The organism is Thalassospira alkalitolerans, from assembly GCF_002115745.1.
Taxonomy (GTDB): domain Bacteria; phylum Pseudomonadota; class Alphaproteobacteria; order Rhodospirillales; family Thalassospiraceae; genus Thalassospira; species Thalassospira alkalitolerans.
Genome location: NZ_JFKB01000001.1, coordinates 91,854 through 116,304, shown reverse-complemented (window position 1 = coordinate 116,304; position 24,451 = coordinate 91,854). Strand labels below are relative to the sequence as shown.

Annotated in this window: 22 protein-coding genes; 15 read left to right on the top strand and 7 right to left on the bottom strand. The window is 54.3% G+C overall.

Annotated features, from left to right (window positions below; all coding sequences use genetic code 11):
• Window position 1 precedes the first annotated feature (1 nt).
• The 3 genes from TALK_RS00500 to TALK_RS00490 are packed head-to-tail and all read left to right on the top strand — an operon-like array spanning window position 2 to window position 2,825.
• Entirely contained in the window at window positions 2-910 is a 909-nt protein-coding gene (locus TALK_RS00500) for a heme/hemin ABC transporter substrate-binding protein (RefSeq protein WP_085614797.1), read from the top strand.
• A gap of 53 nt (window positions 911-963) precedes the next feature.
• The gene (locus tag TALK_RS00495; protein ID WP_085614795.1) at window positions 964-2,004 is read left to right on the top strand and encodes a FecCD family ABC transporter permease; all 1,041 of its coding nucleotides are present in this window, start codon (window positions 964-966) and stop codon (window positions 2,002-2,004) included.
• Window positions 2,001-2,825 carry a heme ABC transporter ATP-binding protein gene (locus TALK_RS00490; RefSeq protein WP_085614793.1) on the top strand — a complete coding sequence of 275 codons (825 nt, stop codon included), beginning with the start codon at window positions 2,001-2,003 and terminating at the stop codon, window positions 2,823-2,825. The genes TALK_RS00495 and TALK_RS00490 overlap by 4 nt, the downstream gene beginning before the upstream one ends.
• A 20-nt stretch (window positions 2,826-2,845) precedes the next feature.
• On the opposite strand, the gene TALK_RS00485 is transcribed toward TALK_RS00490, so the two are convergent.
• Together TALK_RS00485 and gcvA are read right to left on the bottom strand one after the other, a co-directional pair.
• Complete coding sequence (locus TALK_RS00485; protein WP_085614791.1) at window positions 2,846-4,561, bottom strand: methyl-accepting chemotaxis protein; 1,716 nt, start codon at window positions 4,559-4,561, stop codon at window positions 2,846-2,848.
• A 171-nt stretch (window positions 4,562-4,732) separates the two neighbouring features.
• Window positions 4,733-5,650, bottom strand: a complete 918-nt coding sequence (gcvA, locus tag TALK_RS00480) for a transcriptional regulator GcvA (protein WP_085614789.1) — start codon at window positions 5,648-5,650, stop codon at window positions 4,733-4,735.
• A 180-nt stretch (window positions 5,651-5,830) separates the two neighbouring features.
• On the opposite strand from gcvA, the gene TALK_RS00475 reads away from it, so the two are divergent.
• From TALK_RS00475 to TALK_RS00450, 6 genes are all read left to right on the top strand, one after another.
• Window positions 5,831-6,910 carry a DUF1338 domain-containing protein gene (locus tag TALK_RS00475; protein WP_085615665.1) on the top strand — a complete coding sequence of 360 codons (1,080 nt, stop codon included), beginning with the start codon at window positions 5,831-5,833 and terminating at the stop codon, window positions 6,908-6,910.
• A gap of 78 nt (window positions 6,911-6,988) precedes the next feature.
• A complete protein-coding gene (locus tag TALK_RS00470) occupies window positions 6,989-8,176 on the top strand; it encodes an NAD(P)/FAD-dependent oxidoreductase (RefSeq protein ID WP_085614787.1) in 1,188 nt (395 codons plus the stop codon).
• A 61-nt stretch (window positions 8,177-8,237) separates the two neighbouring features.
• Window positions 8,238-9,581, top strand: coding sequence for an aspartate aminotransferase family protein (locus TALK_RS00465; protein WP_085614785.1), 1,344 nt, complete (start codon window positions 8,238-8,240; stop codon window positions 9,579-9,581).
• Between the two features lie 34 nt (window positions 9,582-9,615).
• Window positions 9,616-11,115 (top strand): L-piperidine-6-carboxylate dehydrogenase, encoded by a 1,500-nt coding sequence (amaB, locus tag TALK_RS00460; protein ID WP_085614783.1) that lies wholly within the window; start codon window positions 9,616-9,618, stop codon window positions 11,113-11,115.
• A gap of 138 nt (window positions 11,116-11,253) precedes the next feature.
• Window positions 11,254-11,499, top strand: a complete 246-nt coding sequence (locus TALK_RS00455) for a CopG family ribbon-helix-helix protein (RefSeq protein WP_085614781.1) — start codon at window positions 11,254-11,256, stop codon at window positions 11,497-11,499.
• A complete protein-coding gene (locus TALK_RS00450) occupies window positions 11,499-11,798 on the top strand; it encodes a type II toxin-antitoxin system RelE/ParE family toxin (protein ID WP_245829612.1) in 300 nt (99 codons plus the stop codon). The genes TALK_RS00455 and TALK_RS00450 overlap by 1 nt, the downstream gene beginning before the upstream one ends.
• Before the next feature lie 61 nt (window positions 11,799-11,859).
• Here TALK_RS00450 and TALK_RS00445 read toward each other — a convergent pair whose 3' ends face one another.
• The 3 genes from TALK_RS00445 to TALK_RS00435 all read right to left on the bottom strand — a co-directional run bounded on the left by TALK_RS00445 (window position 11,860) and on the right by TALK_RS00435 (window position 15,728).
• Window positions 11,860-12,465, bottom strand: coding sequence for a superoxide dismutase (locus TALK_RS00445; protein ID WP_085614779.1), 606 nt, complete (start codon window positions 12,463-12,465; stop codon window positions 11,860-11,862).
• A 368-nt stretch (window positions 12,466-12,833) separates the two neighbouring features.
• On the bottom strand, window positions 12,834-13,139 hold the full coding sequence (locus TALK_RS00440; RefSeq protein ID WP_245829611.1) for a hypothetical protein: 306 nt from the start codon (window positions 13,137-13,139) through the stop codon (window positions 12,834-12,836).
• 189 nt (window positions 13,140-13,328) lie between these two features.
• Window positions 13,329-15,728: a Tex family protein gene (locus TALK_RS00435; RefSeq protein WP_085614777.1), complete on the bottom strand. Its 2,400-nt coding sequence runs from the start codon at window positions 15,726-15,728 to the stop codon at window positions 13,329-13,331.
• 250 nt (window positions 15,729-15,978) lie between these two features.
• Between TALK_RS00435 and TALK_RS00430 the strand changes: the two genes are divergently transcribed.
• From TALK_RS00430 to TALK_RS00420, 3 genes are all read left to right on the top strand, one after another.
• Window positions 15,979-16,239: a DUF1674 domain-containing protein gene (locus TALK_RS00430; protein WP_085614775.1), complete on the top strand. Its 261-nt coding sequence runs from the start codon at window positions 15,979-15,981 to the stop codon at window positions 16,237-16,239.
• Between the two features lie 128 nt (window positions 16,240-16,367).
• Window positions 16,368-16,595 (top strand): type II toxin-antitoxin system Phd/YefM family antitoxin, encoded by a 228-nt coding sequence (locus tag TALK_RS00425; RefSeq protein ID WP_085614773.1) that lies wholly within the window; start codon window positions 16,368-16,370, stop codon window positions 16,593-16,595.
• On the top strand, window positions 16,595-16,981 hold the full coding sequence (locus TALK_RS00420) for a type II toxin-antitoxin system VapC family toxin (protein ID WP_085614771.1): 387 nt from the start codon (window positions 16,595-16,597) through the stop codon (window positions 16,979-16,981). Before TALK_RS00425 ends, TALK_RS00420 begins: the two co-directional genes overlap by 1 nt.
• Before the next feature lie 96 nt (window positions 16,982-17,077).
• On the opposite strand, the gene rpe is transcribed toward TALK_RS00420, so the two are convergent.
• Both rpe and TALK_RS00410 read right to left on the bottom strand, forming a co-directional pair.
• Complete coding sequence (gene rpe, locus TALK_RS00415; RefSeq protein WP_085614769.1) at window positions 17,078-17,746, bottom strand: ribulose-phosphate 3-epimerase; 669 nt, start codon at window positions 17,744-17,746, stop codon at window positions 17,078-17,080.
• Window positions 17,747-17,874: 128 nt separating this feature from the next.
• Window positions 17,875-19,212: an RsmB/NOP family class I SAM-dependent RNA methyltransferase gene (locus TALK_RS00410; RefSeq protein ID WP_085614767.1), complete on the bottom strand. Its 1,338-nt coding sequence runs from the start codon at window positions 19,210-19,212 to the stop codon at window positions 17,875-17,877.
• Window positions 19,213-19,423: 211 nt separating this feature from the next.
• Between TALK_RS00410 and TALK_RS00405 the strand changes: the two genes are divergently transcribed.
• From TALK_RS00405 to purH, 3 genes are all read left to right on the top strand, one after another.
• Window positions 19,424-20,443 carry an MraY family glycosyltransferase gene (locus TALK_RS00405; protein WP_085615659.1) on the top strand — a complete coding sequence of 340 codons (1,020 nt, stop codon included), beginning with the start codon at window positions 19,424-19,426 and terminating at the stop codon, window positions 20,441-20,443.
• Window positions 20,444-20,584: 141 nt separating this feature from the next.
• Window positions 20,585-22,543 carry a polysaccharide biosynthesis protein gene (locus TALK_RS00400; protein ID WP_085614765.1) on the top strand — a complete coding sequence of 653 codons (1,959 nt, stop codon included), beginning with the start codon at window positions 20,585-20,587 and terminating at the stop codon, window positions 22,541-22,543.
• A 305-nt stretch (window positions 22,544-22,848) separates the two neighbouring features.
• A complete protein-coding gene (gene purH, locus TALK_RS00395) occupies window positions 22,849-24,426 on the top strand; it encodes a bifunctional phosphoribosylaminoimidazolecarboxamide formyltransferase/IMP cyclohydrolase (RefSeq protein WP_085614753.1) in 1,578 nt (525 codons plus the stop codon).
• The last annotated feature ends 25 nt before the right edge of the window (window positions 24,427-24,451 follow it).

Below are 24,451 nucleotides of genomic sequence, written 5' to 3'. Positions count from 1 at the left end.
TATGCGAATGTATTTTACCCTGATAATGGCAATAATCGGATTTATCGGTTTGTGTCTTCCGGCACTTGCTGCCAACCAACCCGCCCGTGTTGTAACTGTTGGCGCACCGGCGACTGAAATCGTCTTTGCATTGGGTGCCGGGGCCACTGTCGTTGCCACTGACACGACAAGTACATGGCCCGACGCGGTCGGCAACCTGCCCAAGGTTGGTTATATGCGGACCTTGGCATCCGAAGGCATCATTAGCCTAAAACCCGATCTGATTGTTGCTGTGGAAAATGCCGGTCCGGTGGCGGTGCTTGACGGTTTGCGCGCGCTTGGCATTTCGGTCATGGTTTTGCCGTCGCTGGATCAGCTTGAAAATCTGCCGGACGCGATATCAAGGACCGCGACGGCATTGGGTCGCATCGACGAAGGTGCTGAACTGATTGCCAAGGTAATGGCCGATATCGCATCGATCCAGCATCTGGCCGGGGCAAATCATGCCAAAATCGCATTTCTGATGGCGGTTGGGCATGGGCAACCGCTTTCGGCCGGTCGCAATACCACGGCTGATGAAATTATCGGTCTTGTTGGCGGGGAAAATGCGATGGCGGGCTATGACGGCTTTAAACCGGTTTCACCCGAAATTATCGCCGCTGATACATCCGACTATGTTCTGGTGCCACAATCGACACTCGACCAGTTCGGGGGGATTGACGGCATTATGCACCACCCGTCACTGGGATTGCACAAAGCGGTGCAGGCTGGTCATGTGGTGACGGTATCGGCGTCAACTATTCTGGGTTTCGGGCCGCGTTCTGCGACGGAAATCCGTGAATTGGCGGCAAAGCTGCAAACTGTTGCCGCCTCTAACCCCAATCCCAATCTCAATCTCAATCCCTCCACTAGCTCCGTCTCCAACCCGTGAAACTGCTACGTCAATTTCCAACACTGTTTCGGCCTGGATGGGGCGCGTATGTCATGATCGGTCATCATGCCTTCTTGTTGGTGGCGATGCTGTTGCTTTTGATGCTGTCTGTTGTGGTTTCGCTGGGTGTTGGCGGGGCGGATATTGGTGTTGGCAAGGTGCTGGTTCATCTTGCGCATCGGATCGGCTTGATTGGAGCCGGGGTTGATGATTTCAGCGCCCGGGTTCTTGATAGCTTGCGATTGCCGCGTATTTTGCGCGGGGTCGTCGTCGGTGCCGGGCTTGGCGTTTCCGGGGCGGTGATGCAAAGCCTGTTTCGCAATCCGATTGCCGATCCCGGCTTTGTCGGGGTGTCGGCCAGTGCTGCCTTTGGTGCGGTGGTGATGATTGTCGCAGGCGGGGCAGTCCTTGGATCGTATTATAGCCAGTTTGGCCCCTTTGCGGTGCCGGTCGCGGCCTTTGTGGGGGCTGTCTTGGCGACCAGTCTTATCCGCATGTTGTCACGCCAGGATGGCCATACCGATGCGGCCTTTATGTTGTTGATCGGGGTTGCGATCAATGCGATTGCCTTTGCCGGTGTCGGGATATTTACCTATATGGCCAATGACGCCGAATTGCGCAGCCTGACATTCTGGCAAATGGGGACGTTGTCGGGCGATGGTCCGGCGGATATGCCCGCACTTGCGATTATGACGGTTGGTATCTTGTATCTGGTCACGCTGGGAACGCCGCTTAACCTTTTCCTGCTGGGCGAGGCAGAGGCACGCCACCTTGGTATCGATGTTGAAAAACTCAAACGCCGGGCGACGGTGGTCACAGCACTTGTGGTCGGGGCGGCGGTGGCAGTTTCCGGGATTATCGGGTTTGTCGGCTTGGTGGCGCCGCATCTGGTGCGTTTGGTCACTGGGCCGGACAACAAGATGGTGTTACCGGCATCTGCCCTTGGCGGGGCGATTATCCTGACACTGGCTGATGCGATTGCGCGCATCATTGTTTTGCCCGCTGAATTGCCGATTGGTCTGGTGACGGGTATTCTGGGCGGGCCATTTTTCCTTGGCCTGTTGTTGCGGGAAAAAAGGCGGCGGCGGATATGACGCTTCAGTCCCAAAATGTGACTTATGCCGTGCGGGGCACGACACTTGTCCATGACATTTCAATTGATGTTATCCCCGGTCAGGTCACCGCCATCCTTGGTCCGAATGGTGCGGGAAAATCAACCTTGCTGAAACTGCTGTCGGGCGAGATGGCGCCAACAAGCGGGCATGTGATGCAAGGTGGTCGTTTCGTAGGCGAAATGTCGGCTTTGCAATTGGCGCAACAGCGTGCGGTGATGCCACAGGCGACATCAATGACCTTTCCCTTTGTCGTGCGGGATGTGGTTGCCTTGGGTCGTGCGCCGTTTCGCAAGCAATCATCGCGCAGGCAAGACAACGATCTGGTTGATCAGGCGATTTCTCTGGCTGATATTGGCCATCTTGCGGACCGGGCCTATCCGGCACTTTCGGGCGGGGAAAAACAGCGGGTTCATCTGGCGCGTGCATTGGTGCAACTTTGGGGCATGGACAATCTGGCGGAACCAGCCCTGACAGGCCGTGGTGATCGTTATTTGTTGCTTGATGAACCGACATCCGGGCTTGATGTCAGCCATCAGCACGCCTTGCTGTCGATTGCACGCCGCGAGGCCCGTGATCGCGGTGCCGGTGTTTTGATGATCCTGCATGATTTCAATCAGGTAACCACCTATGCCGATCAAGTCGCAATCTTGCATCGTGGGGCATTGGTGGCGTTTGGCGCGGTTTCGGCGGTCATGACCCCGGCGATGCTTAGCGAGGTATTCGCCCATCCCATTCGTGCCATTGCCGACCCGGCGGGCGGGGTGGTTCTGGTCAGTCAGGCACCAAATCAGGCCTTCTGATTGTGATCCTGATTTTGCCCCTAATCCTGATCTTTGGACTGATCCGTGATTTCCCGGGCTTCCTGCGCAAGGCGGTCAAGCTGTTGTAAAACATCAAGGGTTGCAGTTTCCATGCGGCCAAAGGCGGCCTCGGCGGTGGCGATATCGTGTTTTTCAAAGGCAGAAATCGCGTCGTGGGCGGCGTCGTGCTGTGCCTGATGGGGGGCGCGGATGGCGGAAAATGATGGCAGGTGGCGGAACGGTTCTGATGCCGGGCTATCATACCATTTGCCAAACCGGCATGTTTTGGCATCCCCCATATGGATATCGGATGGCTTGCCCAGTCCGGCCAGAAGTTCGGCCACGGATTTGAAAAAGACCGCATGTTCCGCGCGTGCACTTCGAATGGTGCGGTTGGGGATTTCGTATTGCACCAGTTCGGAAACCTGCGTGTCGATCAATCCTTCGACCTGACCAATCACGCCAATCGCGGATCGGATCGCGGCAACCTGTCCGCTGGTTTGGCCCGCGATACTGGTAATGCCATCACGTACCGCGTCGGTTGCCTTGTTCTGTTCATCCAAAATGGTCGAAATATCAGCGATTCGGCGCGTGGTATCTTCCATCTTGTTGCCGATATCGCTCATTTCGTGGGCGACTTCATCCATCACGGTCTGACCGCGTGAAACTGCATTATTGCCACGGTTCATGGCATCGACAATGCCCTGTGTTTCGCCTTGAAGATTGGTAATGCGATTGCGAATTTCCTCGGTTGCGCGGGCGGTTTGCTGGCTTAATGCCTTGACTTCACCCGCCACCACGGCAAATCCTTTGCCGGCGTCACCCGCACGGGCGGCCTCGATGGTTGCGTTTAGGGCCAAAAGGTTGGTTTCGGCCGCAATCGCCTCGATCGATGCGACGATTTCGCCAATTTTTTCCGATGCCTCGGCCAAAATATCAACCCGTTCCGATGCGTCGGATACAGCACCTGCGATTTCATCCATGCTGCTAACCGCGTCGCGCACTGTTTGCTGACCATTGCGGGTTGTGGTGATGGCATCGGAGGCATTATCGGCGGCAACCTTGCCATTTTCGGCGATGTGGCTAATGCCTGATACCATTTGATCGACGGCGGCCGAAATGGATTGGGCCTTGCGATCGACATCTTCGATTACATTCATCATACGCGCGTTTGATACCGCACTTTGATTAATGGCGACCGAAAGGTCCATCGTGCGATCAAGCTGTTGATCGGCAAAGGCATTTTCCGACGCATTATGGCGTTTGATCGCGCTGGCATCGCAATAGGCTGTCAGGGTCAGTTCGATATCAAGCAACATGACCGAAGTTAGCGAGGTAACGATTTTGGCCGCTTGTCCAGCGTTCCAGCGAAACCGGGTGATGATCGCCTTGATCAGGTCATCTGTGATGGCGTTATAGGTCGCGATATAAAGTTTTGGCGTGATCCCGTGTGTTTCGTGGATTTGGCCGATGGCCGCCGATTGGGTGACGAAATCTTCGTCAATTTTGCCGTTGAACAACTGTTTCCAGTGATGTTGCAGCGATTTTATCAGGGATGCGATGTCGCTTTTGGAAAGCGGATTGCCTTTCAGGTCGTCGCTTTGGCTGATGGCCTGATAGAATTTTTCGGCGCGTTTGGCCGATTTTTCATGGATCAGGCTGGAAGCCTTGCCAAGGGCGGTAAATGTCCCCGGTTCGATACCATACAGTCCAAGGCGATTTTCAAGCTGCGACACAAGCGATTCCCTTTATCCCAATCTTCCCCGAAAGGATCTCGTTTTCTTTTTAAAAAAGGGATCCTCATCTGACCGCGTGAATGGCGGTTCTTATATATGGGCGGGAACTTTAGGGTTGGTAAATTCAATCGGCAATGAAATTCGTCGTTGGGGTGTGTGACGTTAAAGGATCTATGCCGCGGCGGATGTATCCGGTTCTGCCTTGCAGGTGGCTATGATCCAGTCACGGAATGCCCGAACGGCAAAGTTGTTTTCCTTTTCTTCGGGGTAAACAACGTAATAGGCATGCCGATTGGGGATCGATACGTCAAAGGGCGCAACAAGCCGACCGTTATCAAGTTCTTCACGGACCAGAAATTCCGGCAACAGAGCCAGCCCCAATCCGGCAACGGCGGCCTGAATAACCATGTGGAAATGCTCAAACCGGGGACCGGCCAGTTCATCAACCACTGCAACCCCGGTTGCGGCCAGCCAATCCTGCCAGGCGCGCGGGCGGGTGGAATGTTGCAACAGGGTGCAATTGCGCACCCGTTCACGCGCAATTGGCAGGTCGTCATTTTCCTTGAGGATTTTGGGCGCACAGACCGCAATCAGGGTTTCGCCCATCAGGCGATGGAAAACGCAGCCCGGCATATTCGCCTCGCCAAAATGAATGGCGATATCGATGCCTTCGCGCGCAAAGTTGAATTCGCGAGCCTGGGTGATCAGGTTAAGCTGAATGTCGGGCCAGGTTACTTTGAAGTCCCCCAGTCGCGGCACCAGCCAGCGTGCGCCAAAGGTCGGCAAGGTGCCGACATTGAGCATCCCGCCCGCATCGGAATAGGCCATGACCTGTAAGGTTGCGGCCTCGGCCCTGTCCAAAAGGTCGCGGACCTGTGTGGCATAGGCTTCGCCCGCGGGGGTTAATTTCAGGCGTTTCTTGATCCGACGAAACAAATCCCGGCCCAGATATTCTTCCAATGCCCGGATTTGACGGCTGATCGCACTTTGCGTCACGTTTAGTTCCTCGGCCGCACGGGTAAAGCTTAGATGCCGGGCGGAACTTTCAAAAAACTGCAAGGCTGTCAGGGATGGCAAGACACGACGCATGGGATTTCACCACAAAGTTCATTCCGAAATGGAATGATATGGTGCGAATATATCGTTTGTCGGATTTCTTGCCAAGTCATAGCATTTCAATGGTTCAAAAGCATCTTGTGCCATCACATGACCTTTTGGGACCGTGCCTTTGATCCGGTGATTGATAATTTTACGGAAGGAGTGGCAGGAATGCCGCAATCCGCAGCCCAGCCCGCAATCCAAGCCCGGCTTAACAATAGTCAACTTGGTGCTGTTCTTAAGGTCGCCCTTGGGGTGGATAAGGCTGATTATCTGTTTCGCATGATTGACGTTCAGGGTCGCCTGCTTGCCGAACCGATGGACGAGGCTGGTCAGGTCAGCCGTTTGGTCCTTGCCCAGGCACTAAACATGGTACTGTTTGATGGCCTTCTGACGGCTGTGCCCGACGGCAAAGCCTATTGCGAAGATAAACTGGCGGCGGGCGAGGCAATCATTTTTGATCATGGGGCAATCCGTACGGTTGATGGCCCAATGACCGGTGAATTGCCGCGTGGTTATCAGGCGGTGGCGCGTATTTTAATCCCGCTTGGATTTGAGGTTGCCGGGATTTATCCGCTGCCGCGCTTGAAAATGACCGGTCGGGCGTTTTGCCATCGCGATGCGCCGCAATTGGTCGCGCAGTTCTTTGTGTCCGAACTTCATGTCGAACAATTTAGCCCGGCATTTGGGCGCGCGGTTGCCAATACAATCGGCGGATCGGTTGATCCATTATCACCTGGTGCCAAGGCATTGCTTGATCAATTGAGTGAAAGTGGCACCATCAGCTTTGCCGATGCGACCAAGCTTTTGCCGGTGCTGGTTAAATGTTTTGGCGTGCATCATGGCCCGGTATCCGAGGCCGATTATGAAACGCTTTTGGCGGAATCGCCTGAAATGGCGTGGATTTCGACCGAGGGAAATGCGTTTAACCACGCAACGGATCGCGTCAGGTCTATTGAAGATGTTGCCAGTGAACAGCGCGCCAAAGGCCGCCCGATGAAGGAAAGCATCGAAATTTCCAGTACCGGCTTGGTCCGCCAGACCGCGTTTAAGGCCGCCCGCGTGATGCGCCAGATGCGTAATGCCGATGGGGGACTGGTAACACGCGACGTGCCGGGATCGTTTTACGAATTCATCAGTCGGGATTACCTGTGTGATGACAGGACCGGGGAAAAGAAACTCGACCTGCGCTTTGACAGCAGCAACGCACAGGGCATCTTTAAAATGACCGCCGGAAACAAGGCGGCCTAGGCAATAAAAAAGGCCGGAATGCCGGAATGGTAAATACTGTTTCGGTTTAAAAACAATAAATCAGGTGATGTGGCAATCATGGGATCAGTGGATGAAAATTATGACGTCATCATCGTCGGCGGGGCGGTTATCGGAAGCTCTGCCGCATGGTTTTTAACCGGGCGCGATGATTTCAACGGACGGGTTCTGGTTATTGAAAAAGACCCGAATTATGAATTCTGTTCGACCGCGCTGTCGGCGGCGTCGATCCGGCAACAATTTTCGACCCCGCTTAACATCGATATGTCGGGGTTTGGCATTGAATTTCTGCGCAATCTGAAACGTGACCTTGATCCCGAAGTCGAGATTTCATTCCATGAAAAGGGTTATCTGGTTCTGGCAACCGAACCCGGCCGCGATATTTTGCGCCATAACCATGCCACCCAGATCGAACGCGGCGCGGATATCATCTGGATGGAGCCCGACGAACTGGCTGCTAAATACCCATGGATGAATACATCCGATCTGGCTGCCGGGTGTTGGGGTAAAACGGGCGAGGGATGGTTTGATGCCTATTGCCTGATGCAGTCCTTTCGCAAACAGGCGCGGCGTCAGGGGGCTGATTATATCGACGGCGAAGTCGTTGACGTCCTGCGCGATGGTCCTCAAATCATCGGGGTGGTTTTAAAAGACGGCAGGCGCTTTGGCTGTGGTGCGTTGGTCAATGCTGCCGGGACCGGTGGATCAAAACTTGCGCGCATGGCCGGGCTTGAAATCCCGGTTGAACCTCGAAAACGCTGTATTTTCGTGTTTGATTGCCGCGATGCTGCCGACATTAGCGCCACCTGTCCGATGCTGATTGATCCAAGCGGGCTTTACGTCCGCCCCGAAGGCGAGTTTTTCATAACCGGCATCGCCCCGCCCAAGGATCGTGATCCCGAATGTTGGGATTTCGAGGTTGATTACAGCCTGTTTGACGACATTATCTGGCCGGGCCTTTATCAACGCTGTGAACGGTTCGAGGCGATCAAAGTCATCAATGCCTGGGCCGGGCATTATTCCTATAACCTGCTGGATCAGAACGCGATTATTGGCCCTCATCCCGATGTGAAAAACTTTTTCTTTGCCAATGGGTTTTCCGGACATGGTCTGCAACAAAGCCCTGCGGTTGGCCGGGGGCTTTCGGAATTGCTCGTCGCCGGGCGCTATCAAACGCTTGATATGTCGGTGTTTGGCTATGAACGTATCCGCGATAACGCCCCGGTTCTGGAACTGAATGTAATTTGATTTGATTTCGTAATGAAATCGAAAATTCGCCCGTTTAACGATGAAGGCCGGAGCAATCGACATGCCCCGTGACGATATGACAAACCAGAACGCCGCGGCCGCAATGGATGCTGCCGCCATCAATACGCGCCGGAAACACAGCGTTTCAAACGGTGTTCGCAATCTGCATCCGATCTATCTGGATCGGGCATTGAATGCCGAAGCATGGGATGTTGATGGCAATCGCTATATTGATTTCATCGGCGGGATCGGGGTGCTTAATACCGGGCATCGCAACCCGGTGGTGATGGCGCGTGTGGCCGGGCAATGCGAACGGTTTACCCATTCGTGCTTTAATGCGCTGCCCCATGAACCTTATGTCGCGGTGACCGACTGGCTGGCGCAAAATTGCCCGATTGAAGGCCCGGCAAAATCGATGCTGACCAATTCCGGGGCCGAGGCGATGGAAAATGCCCTGAAACTGGCGCGGGCCTTTACCGGGCGAACCGGCGTTATCGCGTTTGACGGCGCATTTCATGGCCGCACGTTGGCGACACTGGCCCTGACCGGCAAGACAAAGCCGTATAAAACCGGGCTTGGTCCGCTTCCGGGGCCGGTTTACCATCTGCCATATCCCTGCCGCGAAACCGGTATATCCGTCGCCGATGCCATGGATGCGATTGCCAAACTGTTTGCGGTGTCGGTTGATCCGGGCTGCATCGGGGCGGTGGTGATTGAACCGGTGCAGGGCGAGGGTGGTTTTCGGGCCTGTGACGGCGAATTTCTGGTCGCATTGCGCCGTCTGTGCGATGCCTATGGTATGGTTTTGATTGCCGATGAAATTCAATCTGGCTTTGGCCGCACCGGCAAAATGTTTGCCATCGAACATGCCAATGTCTGCCCCGATATTATCGTGATGGGCAAGGGCATTGGCGGTGGTTTCCCGCTGGCGGCAGTCACCGGGGCGCAAGATGTGATGAACGCACTGGCACCGGGTGGATTGGGCGGGACCTATTCCGGTAATCCGGTGGCCTGTGCTGCAGCAACCGGTGTCTTCGAGGTGCTGGAAAAGAACGAGATTTTAAAACGTGCCCGGCAACTGGGCGAAAAATATGCCACCCATATCGCATGGTTGCGTGATCTGCCCGGCGGGCATGTGATTGGCAATATGCGCGGCATTGGTGCCATGCGTGCCTTTGAACTGATCGCAGATGATGGGGCACCGTCGCCCAGACGTCTGCAAACATTATTGCAACTGGCCCGCGCAGGCGGGCTATTGTTAATGCCAAGTGGTGAACACGCCAATGTGGTGCGCCTTTTGGCCCCGCTGACCATACCGTTTGATCAGGTCGATGAAGCATTTGCCATCATCGGCAAGTTGTTGCCCCAACTGGCAGCAGTCTCGGACGGGGATGACCGGTCGTGATCACTTTAAAATTCAAAAAGAAGGGAGTTTAACCATGAGCTTCAAAAGCATTCTGACCGAACTGGGCCTGACGGATGCCGAGATTGCCAATGGCAGCCTTAAAGTTCAGACCCCGGTCGATGGTTCTGAAATCGCCGCCGTTGCTGAAACCGATCCATCGGCGATGACCGATATTATTGCGAAATCGAAACAGGCCTTTATCCAGTGGCGTCAGGTGCCCGGGCCGCGTCGTGGTGAACTGGCGCGCTTGCTGGGTGAAGAACTGCGCACCGCCAAGGAACCGCTGGGCCGTCTGGTGTCGCTGGAATGTGGCAAGATCTATCAGGAAGGTCTTGGCGAAGTTCAGGAAATGATTGATATCTGCGATTTCGCGGTTGGTCTGTCGCGCCAGCTTTACGGTCTGACCATCGCATCCGAACGTCCGGGCCACAAAATGATGGAAAACTGGCATCCGCTGGGTGTTGTCGGTGTGATTTCCGCCTTTAACTTCCCGGTTGCGGTTTGGTCATGGAATACCGCATTGGCGCTGGTCTGCGGCAACTCGGTAATTTGGAAACCATCGGAAAAAACCCCGGTTGTGGCGCTTGCCTGCCAGAAAATCTTTGAAAAAGCCTTGGCGAAATTCGGCGATGCGCCCGAAGGCCTGCATCAGGTTGTAATCGGTGATCGTCGCATTGGCGAAGCCATGACCGATAGTCATGATGTCGCACTTGTTTCGGCCACCGGGTCAACCCGCATGGGCCGCGAAGTTGCCCCGCGCGTTGCCGAACGTTTTGGCCGTACCATCCTTGAATTGGGTGGCAATAACGCGATGATCGTCACTCCGTCGGCGGATATCGATATGACGGTGCGTGCAGTGGTCTTTTCCGCTGTCGGCACTTGCGGCCAACGGTGCACAAGCTTGCGTCGGGTGATTGTCCATAAAGACGTCAAAGACGAATTGCTGCCGAAAATCATCGCGGCTTATAAATCGGTGAAAATCGGTGACCCGCTTGCCGATGGCACGCTTGTCGGCCCGCTGATTGACAAAGACAGCTTTGACAACATGCAAACCGCCCTTGCGAACGCCAAAAAAGACGGCGGCACGGTTCATGGCGGCGAACGTGTATTGGCCGATCAATATCCGAATGCCTATTACGTGACCCCGGCGGTCGTTGAAATGCCATCCCAGACCGCAACCGTGCGTCACGAAACCTTTGCGCCGATCCTGTATGTCATGACCTATGAAACGCTTGAAGAAGCCATCGCACTTCAGAACGGTGTGCCACAGGGCCTGTCATCCTGCATCTTCTCGACCGATCTGCGTGAAACCGAATTGTTCCTGTCGGCGGTGGGATCTGATTGTGGCATCGCCAATGTTAATATCGGTCCGTCAGGTGCGGAAATTGGCGGCGCGTTCGGCGGTGAAAAAGAAACCGGTGGTGGTCGTGAATCCGGTTCGGATGCATGGAAAGGCTATATGCGCCGTGCAACCAACACGATTAACTATTCCCGCGAATTGCCGCTGGCACAGGGTATCAAGTTTGATATCTGATCTTGATCAGGCTGGAATTTTTGAACCCTCGCCGGGAAACTGGCGGGGGTTTTCTGTTTTTGGTCCTGTCGACAAGTCCGCCCTTATTGCGATACACTGTATTGCGATGTATTTCATATGACCACAAAGGTGAGAACGATGAGCAAGGAAACGTTGGCAGTCCGTGTCGATGACGATATGCGTTTGCGGCTGGAAACATTGGCGGATGCGTTTGGCCAAACACGTTCGGCTGTGATCAATGATGCCTTGCGGCAATATGTCGAATATCAGGAATGGCAGGTCGACATCATTCGCAGTCGTCGTGATGCTCTTGCGGCGGGTACAGCGAAAACTGTAGCGCATGAAGACGTTCTGGCGGAATTTGATCAGCGATTTGCCGATTAATGTCGCGTATGAAAATTGAATGGCATCCGCAGGCCGTAATCGAATTGCGCGATATCGTTGATTATATTGATCATCGTAATCGTGTGGCGGCCAAGGCAACATACCAACTGATATCGGGATGTGTGTCGCAGCTTGCCATTCATCCGTTTATGGGTCGTGATGGCCGGGTCAAAAATACCCGCGAATTGATTATTGGTGGCACGCCCTATTTGATTGCCTATCAAATAGACGGTTCCGTCATTACCGTTCTGGCGGTCATGCATGCGGCGCGGCGATGGCCCGATGATTTGCCAGTTTGATAAAAAAAGCGGCCCCCGAAGGGACCGCTTTTTGGAATCTCGTCTCAAAGCTTTGGGCTAATTAGCCAGCTTTGGCGAAACGCTCTGCAACATATTCCCAGTTAACCAGGCTGTTGAGGAACGCTTTGATATAGTCCGGGCGCGCATTGCGGTAATCGATGTAATAGGAATGTTCCCAAACATCGCAACCAAGCAGCGGGGTCTGACCATGAACCAGCGGGTTTTCCGCATTCGGGGTTTTGGTCACAACCAATTTGCCTGACTTGTCCATTGCGAGCCAGCACCAGCCAGAACCGAACTGGGTCATGCCAGCTTGGGTGAAAGCTTCTTTGAAGGCATCGACCGAGCCGAAATCTTCTTTGATTTTCTTTTCCAGTTCGCCCGGAATGTTGCCGCCGCCATTTTTCTTCATCATTTTCCAGAACTCGATATGGTTCCAGTGCTGGGCAGCGTTGTTGAACAGGCCGACTTTGGCGGCATCGCCATAGGATGCGACAACGATATCTTCGAGCGACTTGCCTTCAAGGCCCGATCCTTCGAGCAGCTTGTTGCCGTTCACAACATAGGCGTTGTGGTGTTTGTCGTGGTGAAACTCTAGGGTTTCAGCAGACATGACCGGTGCAAGCGCGTCATATGCATATGGAAGTGCTGGGAGTTCAAGTGCCATGATACAGATCCTCGACTTTCGTTATTGGTTTGTGCGGTGAGCACGAGGCTACCGCAACATATCCCCATTACCGCCCGCCGTAAAAGTGAAAATCCCGTGCAAACTGTTGGAAAGCTTGTTGCTGTCGGGGAATACGGCTAAATGGCCAGCTTGGGAACGGTCAGAAAGAAATCCTGTCGGTTCCAATTCTGATCTTTATCTAGGTCAAAGGCGCAATGGCTGCGCAATCGCCTTGACCCAATCGGGCTGGATTGGCCCGGTTCTTATTCTGTAAACAAACGGCCTGGTATTTCGTTCCATCTATTTGGAAAAATTTTCGAATTTTTGTATCTGTACCGCCGATCCATGCCGATGTTCTGACAAGGGCCTTATTCCTTATACAGGCTGACCATGTTTTGAATGTCGGTACCATTGCGGATCATCACGTCATATTCGCCTTTTTGCAGGCGGGAAATATCGATACGGCACGGGAAAGAGCCGCAGTTCTTATTCATTGCAATTGATCCGTCCTGATAGGACAGGATGACCTCGCCTTTTGGCTGGTCTGCATGAATGGTGACACTGTCGGTGATCGCCTTTGGGGCGACGCGGATCGCAGCCAATGCGGCTGTCGTCACTGTCAAAACACCGACCAGGGCGATTACAACCGGTTTGCTGCGCAAAGATTTCAGCATGATGTTTCCTCGCGCGTTCTTCTTGATAATGTAAAGATGCGCGGCGAAGACGGGAAAATGGCGGCGCAATTGCGGCATTTCCGTGCCAGATGTTTCGACATTTCATGCATCACAGGTAAAAAGCCCCCTAAACAAAAGGTTAGGAGGCTTTCTACAATCGGTGATGTCGCAAAAAATTAGTGAAAGCGACTATTTACGTCGTTCCATGGCCGCTTTAAGGGCGGCTGCCATCGTACCGCCGTCACTTCCCGACATGCTTTGGCTGCTGCTATTGTTGTTGCGCGCGGTGCTGCCTTGGTTGGCTTGACGGTTGCCGCCCCCCTGATTGCCGCGCCCTGCATTGCCACGGTTGTTGCCGCCCCCATTATGACCGCCGCGTGTTTCGGTTTGGCGTTCACGGGTGGCTTCGTAATCCGGGGCTGATTTCATCGACAGGCCGATGCGTTTGCGCGGTGCATCGACTTCCATGACGGTGACCGAGACGATCTGACCCGCCTTAACGACTTCGCGCGGGTCGGACACAAATTTGTCAGCCAGTTGCGAGATATGGACCAAGCCATCCTGATGCACGCCGACATCGACAAAAGCCCCGAAATTGGTGACGTTTGTAACCGTACCTTCAAGCCGCATACCGGTTTTAAGGTCCTTGATCTCGTTCACACCATCGGTGAATTTCGCGGTTTTAAATTCCGGGCGCGGATCGCGGCCGGGTTTATCAAGCTCGGCCAGGATATCGCGGATGGTCGGAACGCCAAAAACATCATCGGCATAATCATCGGGACGCAGGGTTTTGATAAACGGCGAGTCGCCAATCAAGGCTGCCAACGGTTTGTTTGACCGTTTGCTGATCCGTTCGACGAGTTTATAGGCCTCGGGATGAACGGCCGAGCTATCAAGCGGGTTTTCCCCGCCGCGAATGCGCAAAAAGCCTGCACATTGCTCGAACGCTTTTGGGCCAAGGCGTTCGACCTTGCGCAGATCAGCACGTGACCGGAATGCGCCATTAACGTCACGATAACCAACGATATTGCGTGCCAATGTTTCTGAAAGCCCCGCGACACGGACCAGAAGCGGGATCGACGCGGTGTTAAGGTCAACACCGACCCCGTTTACGCAATCCTCGACCACGGCATTAAGCGATTTCGCCAGTTTGGTTTCCGACACGTCATGCTGATACTGACCAACGCCAATGGATTTGGGTTCGATCTTGACCAGTTCGGCCAGTGGGTCTTGCAAACGACGCGCAATCGATACTGCTCCGCGCAGCGTCACATCCAGATCGGGGAATTCTTCGGCGGCAAATTGGGATGCGGAATAGATCGATGCCCCCGACTCGTTGACAATGACCTTGGTCGCCTGAAGGGCCGGGAACCGTTTCAGCATCTGACCGGCCAGATCGTCGGTTTCACGCGAATAGGTGCCATTGCCAATCGCGATCAGTTCGATCTTGTGACGTGCGGCAAGGGCGGCCAATGTGTTGATCGCACCGTCAACGTCATTGCGCGGCTGGAACGGGTAAACTGTTGCGGTATCAACCATCTTGCCGGTGGCATCAACCACCGCAACCTTAACCCCGGTACGCACCCCCGGATCAAGACCCATGGTGGCCTTTTGCCCGGCTGGTGCGGCCAGCAACAGGTCTTTAAGGTTATCGGCAAAGACCTTGATCGCGTCTTCTTCGGCACTTTCGCGAAGCGAACCAAACAGATCAAGTTCGATGGATAACGATAGCTTGACCCGCCAGGTCCAACGCACCGTATCGGCCAGCCATTTATCCGCCGCCCGGCCACGATTGGAAATCCCGACATGGGCGGCAATCATCAATTCGGCCCGACCCGGTTCGTTGCGTGGACGGTCTTCGTCGGCCGCACCCAGGGTCAGTTTAACTTGCAGGATATTTTCGTTGCGGCCTCGGAACAAGGCAAGCGCCCGGTGCGATGGACAGGTTTTGATCTTTTCCGAATGATCGAAATAGTCCGAGAACTTGGCACCTTCGGCCTGTTTGCCGTCAATGACGGATGCACTGATTTCGCCGTCATTCCATAAAAGATCACGCAGCTTGGCGACCAGATCGGCGTCCTCGGCAAAGCGTTCCATCAGGATTTGACGCGCCCCATCAAGGGCGGCTTTGGTATCTTCGATGCCTTTTTCGGTATCGATGTATTTTGCGGCCTCGATTTCCGGATCAAGGTCGGGATTGCCATACAGATCATCAGCCAGCGGCTCCAGCCCGGCTTCGCGGGCAATTTGGGCCTTGGTGCGGCGCTTTTTCTTATAGGGCAGGTACAAATCTTCAAGGCGGGTTTTGGTGTCGGCCTCAAGGATTGATTTTTCCAGTTCCGGCGTCAGTTTTTCCTGTTCTCGGATGCTGTCAAGCACGCTTGAGCGGCGGTCTTCAAGTTCGGTCAGATAGCGCAGGCGTTCTTCCAGCGTTCGCAATTGGGTATCGTCAAGGCCGCCGGTCTTTTCTTTGCGATAACGCGAGATAAAGGGAACGGTCGATCCTTCGTTCAGCATTTCAATGGTGGCGATGACCTGTTCCGGCCGGACTGAAAGTTCTTCGGCGATACGCTGGGGAATTGGACGCATGGTTTCTCCTTGGTTTGCTCGTCTGCTTGAAATAGCGGCTTTCGGGCGCGCGCGAAAGAGCCTGTTTCGTTTAACGGTCTGATCGGATTTTGCACGGAATTCCAGTTTTGAATTTCAAGGTGCTGAAATCCCATGCATTTCATGCAATCCCGCCAATTTCTGTTGCCTATAACTTGCCCCGGCGCTTTGGGCAGGCTATTTCTAGGGCAGCAGATTAATCGGGAATACCCCGAACAGACGGAGATCCAAGATGGCCGGAAAATTCCGCGAAACCGTTATTCATCGCGTTCAGCAAGAAAAAGTCGAGCCGAAAACCTCGGAAGAAAAGAACGTTGAAATCGCGGGTGCGGATGTTGCACCTGTTTTGTCGCAAGATGCGATCAATGCCCTTGCCGAAGCCAAAGCAGCGAAGGAAGCCATCGAACGCCAACGCGAAATTGGCGGCCCCAAAGGCCCCGAACCAACCCGCTTTGGCGATTGGGAAAACAAGGGCCGCTGCATCGATTTTTGATGCGCTGCCCCGTAAAAGTACATTTGCTTGAAAGGATCGATGAGCTGTCGATCCTTTTTGGTTTTGCGGCTTGTGATGACAAAAGCTAAAAAATTAGCTATATTGTTAGCTAAGTTCGGAGGTGCCGCATGAAAATCGTGAAAATGCATGATGCGAAGTCGCAGCTTTCTGCCTTGATCCGGGCCGCGGAAGAAGGCGAGGAAATTATAATATCGCGGGGGAACGAGCCGGTCGCGCGGTTAACCGCCATTCATCGCAATGCCCGCATTCCCGGGTTGCTTAAAGGCAAGCTTGCCATTCCGGACGGGGTGTTTGACCCGCTGCTGGATGATGAAATTGCGGCCTGGGAAAATTGATGCGGGTGTTGCTTGATACCCACGCGCTGTTCTGGTGGTTGATTGATGCGCCACAGCTTACGCCAATGGCCCGCCAAACGATTGTTGAGGCCGACACGGTTTTGATCAGTGCGGCAAGCATGTGGGAAGTTGCAACCAAGGTGCGTTTGGGCAAATGGCCGGAAATGGCGGCGTTGCTGCCTGATTGCGAAAACTGGGTTTCGCAATCAGGATTTGAATCGCTGCCAATCAGCTTTGCCCATGCCCGTCTTGCCGGTGAAATGGACATTCCCCATCGAGACCCGTTCGACCGGATGCTAATCGCACAAAGCAAGATAGAAGCAATGCCGCTGATCAGTAATGAGGCTCTGTTTGACGATTTTGAAATTACTCGAATATGGTCATGAGCAAACGTTTTTGGTGATACGAAAATGAATAGGGCCGGGTATTTTTGCGCCGGCCCTATTCATTTTTGAATTGCCTGATAAAGCTGTCCGACAGGCTTAGTTGCCGCGGATGGCTTTGATATTGTTGGCGTATTCGGACGGTCCGCCTTTGAAGGTGGCCGATCCGGCAACAAGGACATTTGCACCGGCTGCAATCACCTTGGGTGCGATTTCCGGGTTTACGCCGCCATCAACTTCAAGGTCGATATCGCGCCCGGTGGCGTCGATCATTTTGCGGATGCGCTTGATTTTTTCAAGCTGGCTGGGGATGAATTTCTGGCCACCAAAGCCCGGATTGACGGTCATGACCAGCACAAGGTCAACCATGTCCATGACATATTCAATCACGCTTTCGGGCGTTGACGGGTTCAGCGACACCCCGGCCTTTTTGCCCAGCGACTTGATCAGTTGCAGCGAGCGATGCAGATGCGGACCGGCTTCGGCATGAATGGTGATGATGTCTGACCCGGCATTGGCAAAGGCTTCGATATAGGGGTCAACAGGTGCAATCATCAAATGCACATCAAACACCTTGTCGCTGTGCGGGCGCAGTGCTTTGACCACATCCGGGCCGATGGTGATGTTGGGCACAAAATGGCCGTCCATGACATCGATATGGATGTAATCGGCCCCGGCGGCATCAACCGCGCGGACGTCAACGCCGAGCTGGGCGAAATCGGCTGAAAGGATCGACGGGGCAATTTTGATGGCGTTTGATGCGGTCATGGCGCGGCACAGGTCCTGAAAGCGAAATGGAATATGGGAATTTCGCGGTTCTCATACCCCAAAAACACGGTCCTGTCACCCAAACGGGGTGAATGGCAGCCTTGTTGTGGATCGTTTCAGGGGGGCGATCAGGATTTTTTGACCAAACGCGCACAGAAGAAGCCATCGATCCCGCCATATTCTTGCATATATAGCGGCAGAATGCGCAGTTCGCCCGCATCGTTGATTGCCTCGTCCCAGCCACCAAGTTCGTCGGCGGTGATCGGTTTGCGTTCGTAATTTGGATGATCGGCCAAAAACGATTTGATCTGATGTTCGCCTTCTTCGGGTTGCAGCGAACAGGTGCAATAGATCAGCTCGCCGCCAACATTTAGAAGCTTGTCTGCCTGATTAAGCAGCTTTGTCTGGATCGGCAAAAGCGACCGCATCAATTTGTCATTCTGGCGCAACAGAATGTCAGGATGACGGCGAATGGTGCCGGTTGCGGAACAAGGCGCGTCGAGCAAAACAGCGTCTGCACGCGGGGTATCAGGGGCCAGATCCGTGGCATCGCCGATGACAACAGCCGCGCCAAGTTCCACCCGTTCAAGGTTTTCATAAACCCGTTTCAGGCGGCCTTCGGATTTATCAACCGCAATAGCCTGCGCGCCCATGGCGGCAAGCTGCATGGTTTTGCCACCCGGTGCGGCACAAAGGTCATAGATGGTTTTGCCTTCATAGGCTGCAAACAGCTTGGCCGGGATCGATGCGGCGGCATCCTGGACCCACCATTTGCCGTCTTTATAGCCTGGAAGTTTACGGATGCGTCCGCGGCCTTCAAGGCGGACCGTGCCGGTTGGCAAGACAACGCCATCCATTTCTTCGGCCCAATGCGCGGCTTCTGCCGGGTCTTTGACCGACAGATCAAGCATGGCGTAGCCAAGGCTTGCCTGTGCAATGCCTTGGGCCATTTCCGCGCCATAGGCTTTTTTCCAGGATCCGCGCAGCCATGCCGGAACGTTTAATTGCCATCCTTCGACATTTTCCGGCCATTCAAAGCCGTCGCGCTGAAGCCCGCGCAACACGGCATTGATCAGTTTGACATACCGATGAAGCCCGGCATCGCGCGCCAGATTGACCGTACTGTCAACCGCGCCATGATCGGCTGTATCCATGAAAAACAACTGGGCAACGCCAAGGCGCAGGATATTGGTCAGGCGGGACGCCGTGCGATCCTGCGGCGGGTGATAACGCGGTGCCAGCATGGCATCGATTTCGCCCAGATGGCGCAATGTGGTGCCAAGCAATTGGCGCAAAAAATTGCGATCCAGCGACGGCAGGCCAAAACTGTGTTTTGACAGAAGTTCGTCCAGCGTAACTTCGCCCCCGCGCAATTCTTGCAGGGTTTTGACGGCCAGCATGCGCGGATCGGGAAAATCTTCCGGTTGGGCATGACGGTTATCCGGGCGGGCGCGACGTTCTGTCAAAGGGGTATCTCCGGTTTCGGGTTATGTGCTGTAGTTAAGCGTCAGAGCATCAAGTGTAAAGTGCGAAGCAAAATGTTATCGGGCATGGCAGGGCTGCTTTGTATGCGGTTATGAATATGTCGATGGTGTTGAAAAGCCTTGCGATGGGGGCAGGTGCCCGGTAATCCAGACGTGTATTTTGACGATGATGGAAACGGAACGGGCGACACAGATGTCTTTTGCCGCACTTGCGATTTTTTCGGGTTGCTTTTTGATCGGTACGATGTTGCTGACCTGGGCGGTGTTGCTGTATCTGCGGCGCAAGGCAATTCTGGATATGCCCAACCATCGTTCAAGTCATGCCGTGCCAACCCCGCGTGGCGGTGGTTTGGCGGTGACACCGCTTTTGGTGGTGATGGTCGGCGCGGTATTTTTATGGTCGGGCGATACCGATATTGCGCGCTGGGGCATGTTGGCTGCCGCTGTGGTACTTGGCGGACTTAGCTGGCTTGATGATCGCCATGATTTATCACCGGCTATTCGGTTTGCCTGTCAGTTTATTGCCGTAATTGTCGGTGTTTTTGCTATTGATGGCCCGGTTCTTCAAGGGTTGGTGCCGATGTGGCTGGATCGCATTTTGGTGGTTCTGGCCTGGGTCTGGTTCCTGAACCTGTTTAATTTCATGGATGGGATCGATGGCATTACCGGGGTCGAAGCCGGGTCAATTGGTGCGGGCGTTTTTGTTCTGGCCCTTTTGGCGCCACTGCCGGAATTCATTGATCTGGGGTATATCGGCCTTGGTGTTCTGGCGATCATGGCCGGTTTTCTGATCTGGAACTGGCATCCGGCGAAACTGTTTCTGGGCGACGTCGGATCGGTGCCGCTGGGTTTTGTTCTGGGGTGGCTGTTATTCGAACTGGCCGCGCGTGGCGCATGGATGCCCGCCTTGATCCTGCCGTCTTATTATCTGGTCGATGCGACCTTTACCCTGATCAAACGCGGGCTTCGGCGTGAAAAAGTCTGGCAAGCGCATCGGGAACATTTCTATCAGCAGGCGACCCAGCGCAGCATGAGCCACGCACAGGTATCGTCCCTGATTACGTTGTGCAATATCGCGCTGATCATTATTATCTTCCTGCCAGTCGGAATAGCACCGTGGGTACGTTTGGTGCCCGCCGTGATCGTGGTCGGGCTTTTGATCTGGGCGATGAAATGCCTGCCGGTAAAGGGTGCGCCGTCTAAGCCACAGTGATGGCTTTGTTGCATGTTCCGTCAGGTGACTTGGCTTGACTTGTGCCGGGTCGGGCGCGAAAAGAATTTCCGTGCCTGTACCGATTACGTGTAAGTAATGTGGCAGGCATTACAAGATAGATAAATTCCGGTAAGGGACCGCATGTCGCGTTTGTTGCAACGTAGCCATATCGCCTTTGTCCATGACGTGATGATGGCGGCCATTTCGTTTCCTGCGGCCCTGTATTTGCGGGTTGGCGATGGTGTGGTCTTTTATGATCCGCAAAACATCCTGTTTTCTGCGTCGATCTTTACGGTTATTTCCGCAATTTCGTTCTGGTTCTTTGGGCTTTATCGCGGCATCTGGCGCTATGCGTCGCTTAACGATCTGACACGGATCGCCAAGGCGGTGACGGTTGGCGTTGGTGTCTTGTTCCTGATCCTGTTTTTCACCACGCGACTTGATTGGTTGCCGCGATCAACCCCGATCATCCAGTGGTTCCTGTTGATGGCGTTGTTGGGTGGGTCGCGTTTGATTTACCGGGTTGCCAAGGATAAAACCACGGCACGCGCGATGGTGCGTCAGGGAACGCAGCGGGTGCCGGTCCTGTTGATTGGTGCGGGGGACGAGGCCGAGGCCTTTATTCGTGAAACGCGCCGTTCGGCCGATACACCGTTTGATGTGGTGGGCATTGTTGCACTGACCGAGGGACGGGTGGGCCGCAATATGCACGGTGTTGATGTTCTGGCGACAATCGACAAGTTGGAAGAAACGCTGAACAAGCTGGAAAAGAACAAGCGCGGATTACCCCGCCGCATGGTTCTGACCGGTGATGCACTGCGTCATGAAGACATCACCAAGTGGGTTGAAATCGCCGATCACCATGGCATGACATTGGCACGCTTGCCGAAACTAGGCGACCTTCGTGAAGGGCTTTCTGATCCGTTGCAAATCCGTCCGGTGGCGATTGAAGACCTTTTGGGGCGGCCCCAGGCACGTCTTGATCGTGATAAAGTACGCCAGATGATTGCTGGCCGTCGGGTTCTGATTACCGGGGCGGGGGGATCCATCGGGTCGGAACTGGTGCGCCAGATTTCCGGCTATGGCCCGGCTAGCCTGACCTTGGTTGATGCCGGGGAATACAATCTGTATGCCATCGATATGGAGATGTCGGAAAAATATCCCGATTTGCCGCGGGACAGTGTTTTGGGCGATGTGCGTGATCGCACCCGGATTGATCAGGTTTTTGCCAAGCAACAGCCCGAAATCGTTTTTCATGCCGCGGCCTATAAGCATGTGCCATTGGTTGAACATAATCCGAACGAAGGCATCCTGACCAATACATTGGGGACGCGCAATGTTGCCGAAGCCTGCCGTGCGGCGGGGGTTGGCACGATGGTTTTGATTTCGACCGACAAGGCGGTGAACCCGGCCAATGTCATGGGGGCGTCCAAACGACTGGCAGAATGTTATTGTCAGGCGCTTGAAACCCTGCCTGACGATCAGCGCGGCCCGACGCGGTTTGTCACCGTGCGGTTTGGTAATGTTTTGGGATCAACCGGATCGGTGGTGCCATTGTTCCGTCGACAGCTTGAAGCCGGTGGCCCGTTAACGGTGACCCATGAAGGCATTACGCGGTACTTCATGACGATTGCCGAGGCGGTTGAGCTTGTCCTTCAGGCCGCCGAACTTGGCAATCATGGCGTGACTGATGGCGGCAAGATTTTCGTTCTCGATATGGGGCGCCCGGTGAAAATCATCGATCTGGCGCGTCAGATGATCATGTTGTCGGGCCTGCGCCCGGGCAAGGACGTGGATATCAAGGTGACGGGCCTGCGCCCGGGCGAGAAGCTTTATGAAGAACTTTTTCATGATGCTGAACCGCCCGAACCCACTGAAACCGATGGTTTGATGCTGGCCGCACCGCGTGTTGTTGATTATGCCTTGATCAAACAGGTGTTTGCCGAGCTTGGTGAAAGTGCGCAAAGCCGCGATACGCATAAAACGCTGGAATTGATCAGTCGCCTTGTCCCGGAATTCCAGCCGCCCGAGATCGGTGTAAAATCGTTTTTTGCTGATGATGCCCCGGCCAAGATTGATCAGGCGGCTGGGGGCCTTTAGGCCGGTTACCGCTGTACTGTTTTAAATGTCTGCGTCAGGCTGCACACCGCCATGCAACATTTCGGGGTCCACTTTTTGACCGCTGCGTGATAAAGCTCCGCGCGAAACATGGTTCGGACTCATTGATCATGTGTCGGCCCGAACGGGACCAAAGCCGGGATTGAACCAATTTCCCGGAAGACGTTTTCGTTTCGATGCAGGCCGGTTGCCCGGAACGTATGGCGTGCGCAGGCGCTTGATCGGGTCGATATATCATCAATGGGTCCGCTGCCTTCATCCATGACGATGTATTGAAAGCGAACCCGATGACTGCTCGTATTGCGCGCGCGCTGATTTCCGTTTCCGACAAGACCGGTCTGGTCGAATTTGCCAAATCCCTTCATGAACAGGGTGTTGAAATCCTGTCGACTGGTGGTTCCGCCAAGGCCATCGAAGCGGCCGGTATTCCTGTAAAGGAAGTTGCCGACCATACCGGTTTCCCTGAAATCATGGATGGTCGTGTTAAAACGCTTCATCCGAAAATCCATGGCGGCCTTTTGGGGCGCCGTTCTCTTTCAAGCCATATGCAGGCGATGAAAGATAACGACATTTCCCCGATCGATCTGGTCGCGGTGAACCTGTATCCGTTTGAAGAAACCGTTGCCAAGGGTGCCGATTTTGACACTTGCATTGAAAATATTGATATCGGCGGCCCCAGCATGATCCGTTCGGCGGCGAAAAACCACGAGACGGTTACCGTCGTGGTTGATCCGGCCGATTATGGCCGTGTGGTTGCGGAAATGGCAGAAAACAACGGTGCGACCTTGACCGAGACCCGCCGCGTTCTGGCGGCCAAGGCATTTTCGCGCACGGGTGCTTATGACTCGGCGATTTCAACCTGGTTTGCTGGTGAACTTGGCGAAACCTTCCCGCAGCGTTTGAATGTTTCATCCGAACTGAAACAGACGCTCCGTTACGGTGAAAACCCGCATCAGCAGGCCGCGTTTTATACCAACGGTAAAAACCGTCCGGGTGTTGCCACCGCGACCCAGCTTCAGGGCAAGGAACTGTCGTTCAATAACCTGAACGACACCGATGCCGCGTTTGAACTGGTTTCGGAATTTGGCACAAAACCGGCTGTAGCGATCATCAAACACGCCAATCCTTGCGGTGTTGCCGAAGGCGATAGCCTGATTGATGCCTATCACAAGGCGTTGTCATGTGATCCGGTTTCGGCCTTTGGCGGTATCATTGCGGTCAACCGCACACTTGATAAAGCCACTGCCGAAGAAATTGCCAAGCTGTTTGCTGAAGTCGTGATTTGCCCGGATGCGGATGATGCTGCGCGTGAAGTTTTGTCGGCCAAAAAGAACCTGCGTGTTTTGATCACCGGCGGCATGGCCGATCCCGAAGCCGAAGACATGACGCTGCGTTCGCTGGCCGGTGGGTATCTGTTGCAAAACCGCGATGCGGGCCGTGTAAAGCGTGAAGACCTTAAAGTCGTTACCAAGCGCAAACCGTCTGATGCAGAACTTGATGATCTGTTGTTTGCCTTCCGTGTTGGCAAACACGTCAAATCAAACGCGATTGTTTACGTTAAAGACGGCAAAACCGTCGGTGTTGGTGCCGGTCAGATGAGCCGCGTTGACAGTTCGCGCATTGCCGCATGGAAAGCTGAAGAAGCCAGCAAAAATGCCGGTGAAGCCGAATTGCGCACCAAGGGTTCGGTCGTATCATCTGATGCGTTCTTCCCGTTTGCCGATGGCCTTTTGGCTGCGGTCAATGCCGGTGCAACGGCAGTGATCCAGCCGGGCGGCTCGATGCGCGATGAAGAAGTCATTGCCGCCGCGGATGAACATGGCATCGCCATGGTCTTTACCGGGATGCGTCATTTCCGTCATTAATTTGGTGACGTGATCCATATGTAAA

Coding starts and splice junctions, on each gene's coding strand:
- TALK_RS00500 (WP_085614797.1), top strand. CDS start 2: ATGCGAATGTATTTTACCCTGATAATGGCAATAATCGGATTTATCGGT.
- TALK_RS00495 (WP_085614795.1), top strand. CDS start 964: ATGATCGGTCATCATGCCTTCTTGTTGGTGGCGATGCTGTTGCTTTTG.
- TALK_RS00490 (WP_085614793.1), top strand. CDS start 2,001: ATGACGCTTCAGTCCCAAAATGTGACTTATGCCGTGCGGGGCACGACA.
- gcvA (WP_085614789.1), bottom strand. CDS start 5,650: ATGCGTCGTGTCTTGCCATCCCTGACAGCCTTGCAGTTTTTTGAAAGT.
- TALK_RS00475 (WP_085615665.1), top strand. CDS start 5,831: ATGCCGCAATCCGCAGCCCAGCCCGCAATCCAAGCCCGGCTTAACAAT.
- TALK_RS00470 (WP_085614787.1), top strand. CDS start 6,989: ATGGGATCAGTGGATGAAAATTATGACGTCATCATCGTCGGCGGGGCG.
- TALK_RS00465 (WP_085614785.1), top strand. CDS start 8,238: ATGCCCCGTGACGATATGACAAACCAGAACGCCGCGGCCGCAATGGAT.
- amaB (WP_085614783.1), top strand. CDS start 9,616: ATGAGCTTCAAAAGCATTCTGACCGAACTGGGCCTGACGGATGCCGAG.
- TALK_RS00455 (WP_085614781.1), top strand. CDS start 11,254: ATGAGCAAGGAAACGTTGGCAGTCCGTGTCGATGACGATATGCGTTTG.
- TALK_RS00450 (WP_245829612.1), top strand. CDS start 11,499: ATGTCGCGTATGAAAATTGAATGGCATCCGCAGGCCGTAATCGAATTG.
- TALK_RS00445 (WP_085614779.1), bottom strand. CDS start 12,465: ATGGCACTTGAACTCCCAGCACTTCCATATGCATATGACGCGCTTGCA.
- TALK_RS00440 (WP_245829611.1), bottom strand. CDS start 13,139: ATGCTGAAATCTTTGCGCAGCAAACCGGTTGTAATCGCCCTGGTCGGT.
- TALK_RS00435 (WP_085614777.1), bottom strand. CDS start 15,728: ATGCGTCCAATTCCCCAGCGTATCGCCGAAGAACTTTCAGTCCGGCCG.
- TALK_RS00430 (WP_085614775.1), top strand. CDS start 15,979: ATGGCCGGAAAATTCCGCGAAACCGTTATTCATCGCGTTCAGCAAGAA.
- TALK_RS00425 (WP_085614773.1), top strand. CDS start 16,368: ATGAAAATCGTGAAAATGCATGATGCGAAGTCGCAGCTTTCTGCCTTG.
- TALK_RS00420 (WP_085614771.1), top strand. CDS start 16,595: ATGCGGGTGTTGCTTGATACCCACGCGCTGTTCTGGTGGTTGATTGAT.
- rpe (WP_085614769.1), bottom strand. CDS start 17,746: ATGACCGCATCAAACGCCATCAAAATTGCCCCGTCGATCCTTTCAGCC.
- TALK_RS00405 (WP_085615659.1), top strand. CDS start 19,424: ATGTCTTTTGCCGCACTTGCGATTTTTTCGGGTTGCTTTTTGATCGGT.
- TALK_RS00400 (WP_085614765.1), top strand. CDS start 20,585: ATGTCGCGTTTGTTGCAACGTAGCCATATCGCCTTTGTCCATGACGTG.
- purH (WP_085614753.1), top strand. CDS start 22,849: ATGACTGCTCGTATTGCGCGCGCGCTGATTTCCGTTTCCGACAAGACC.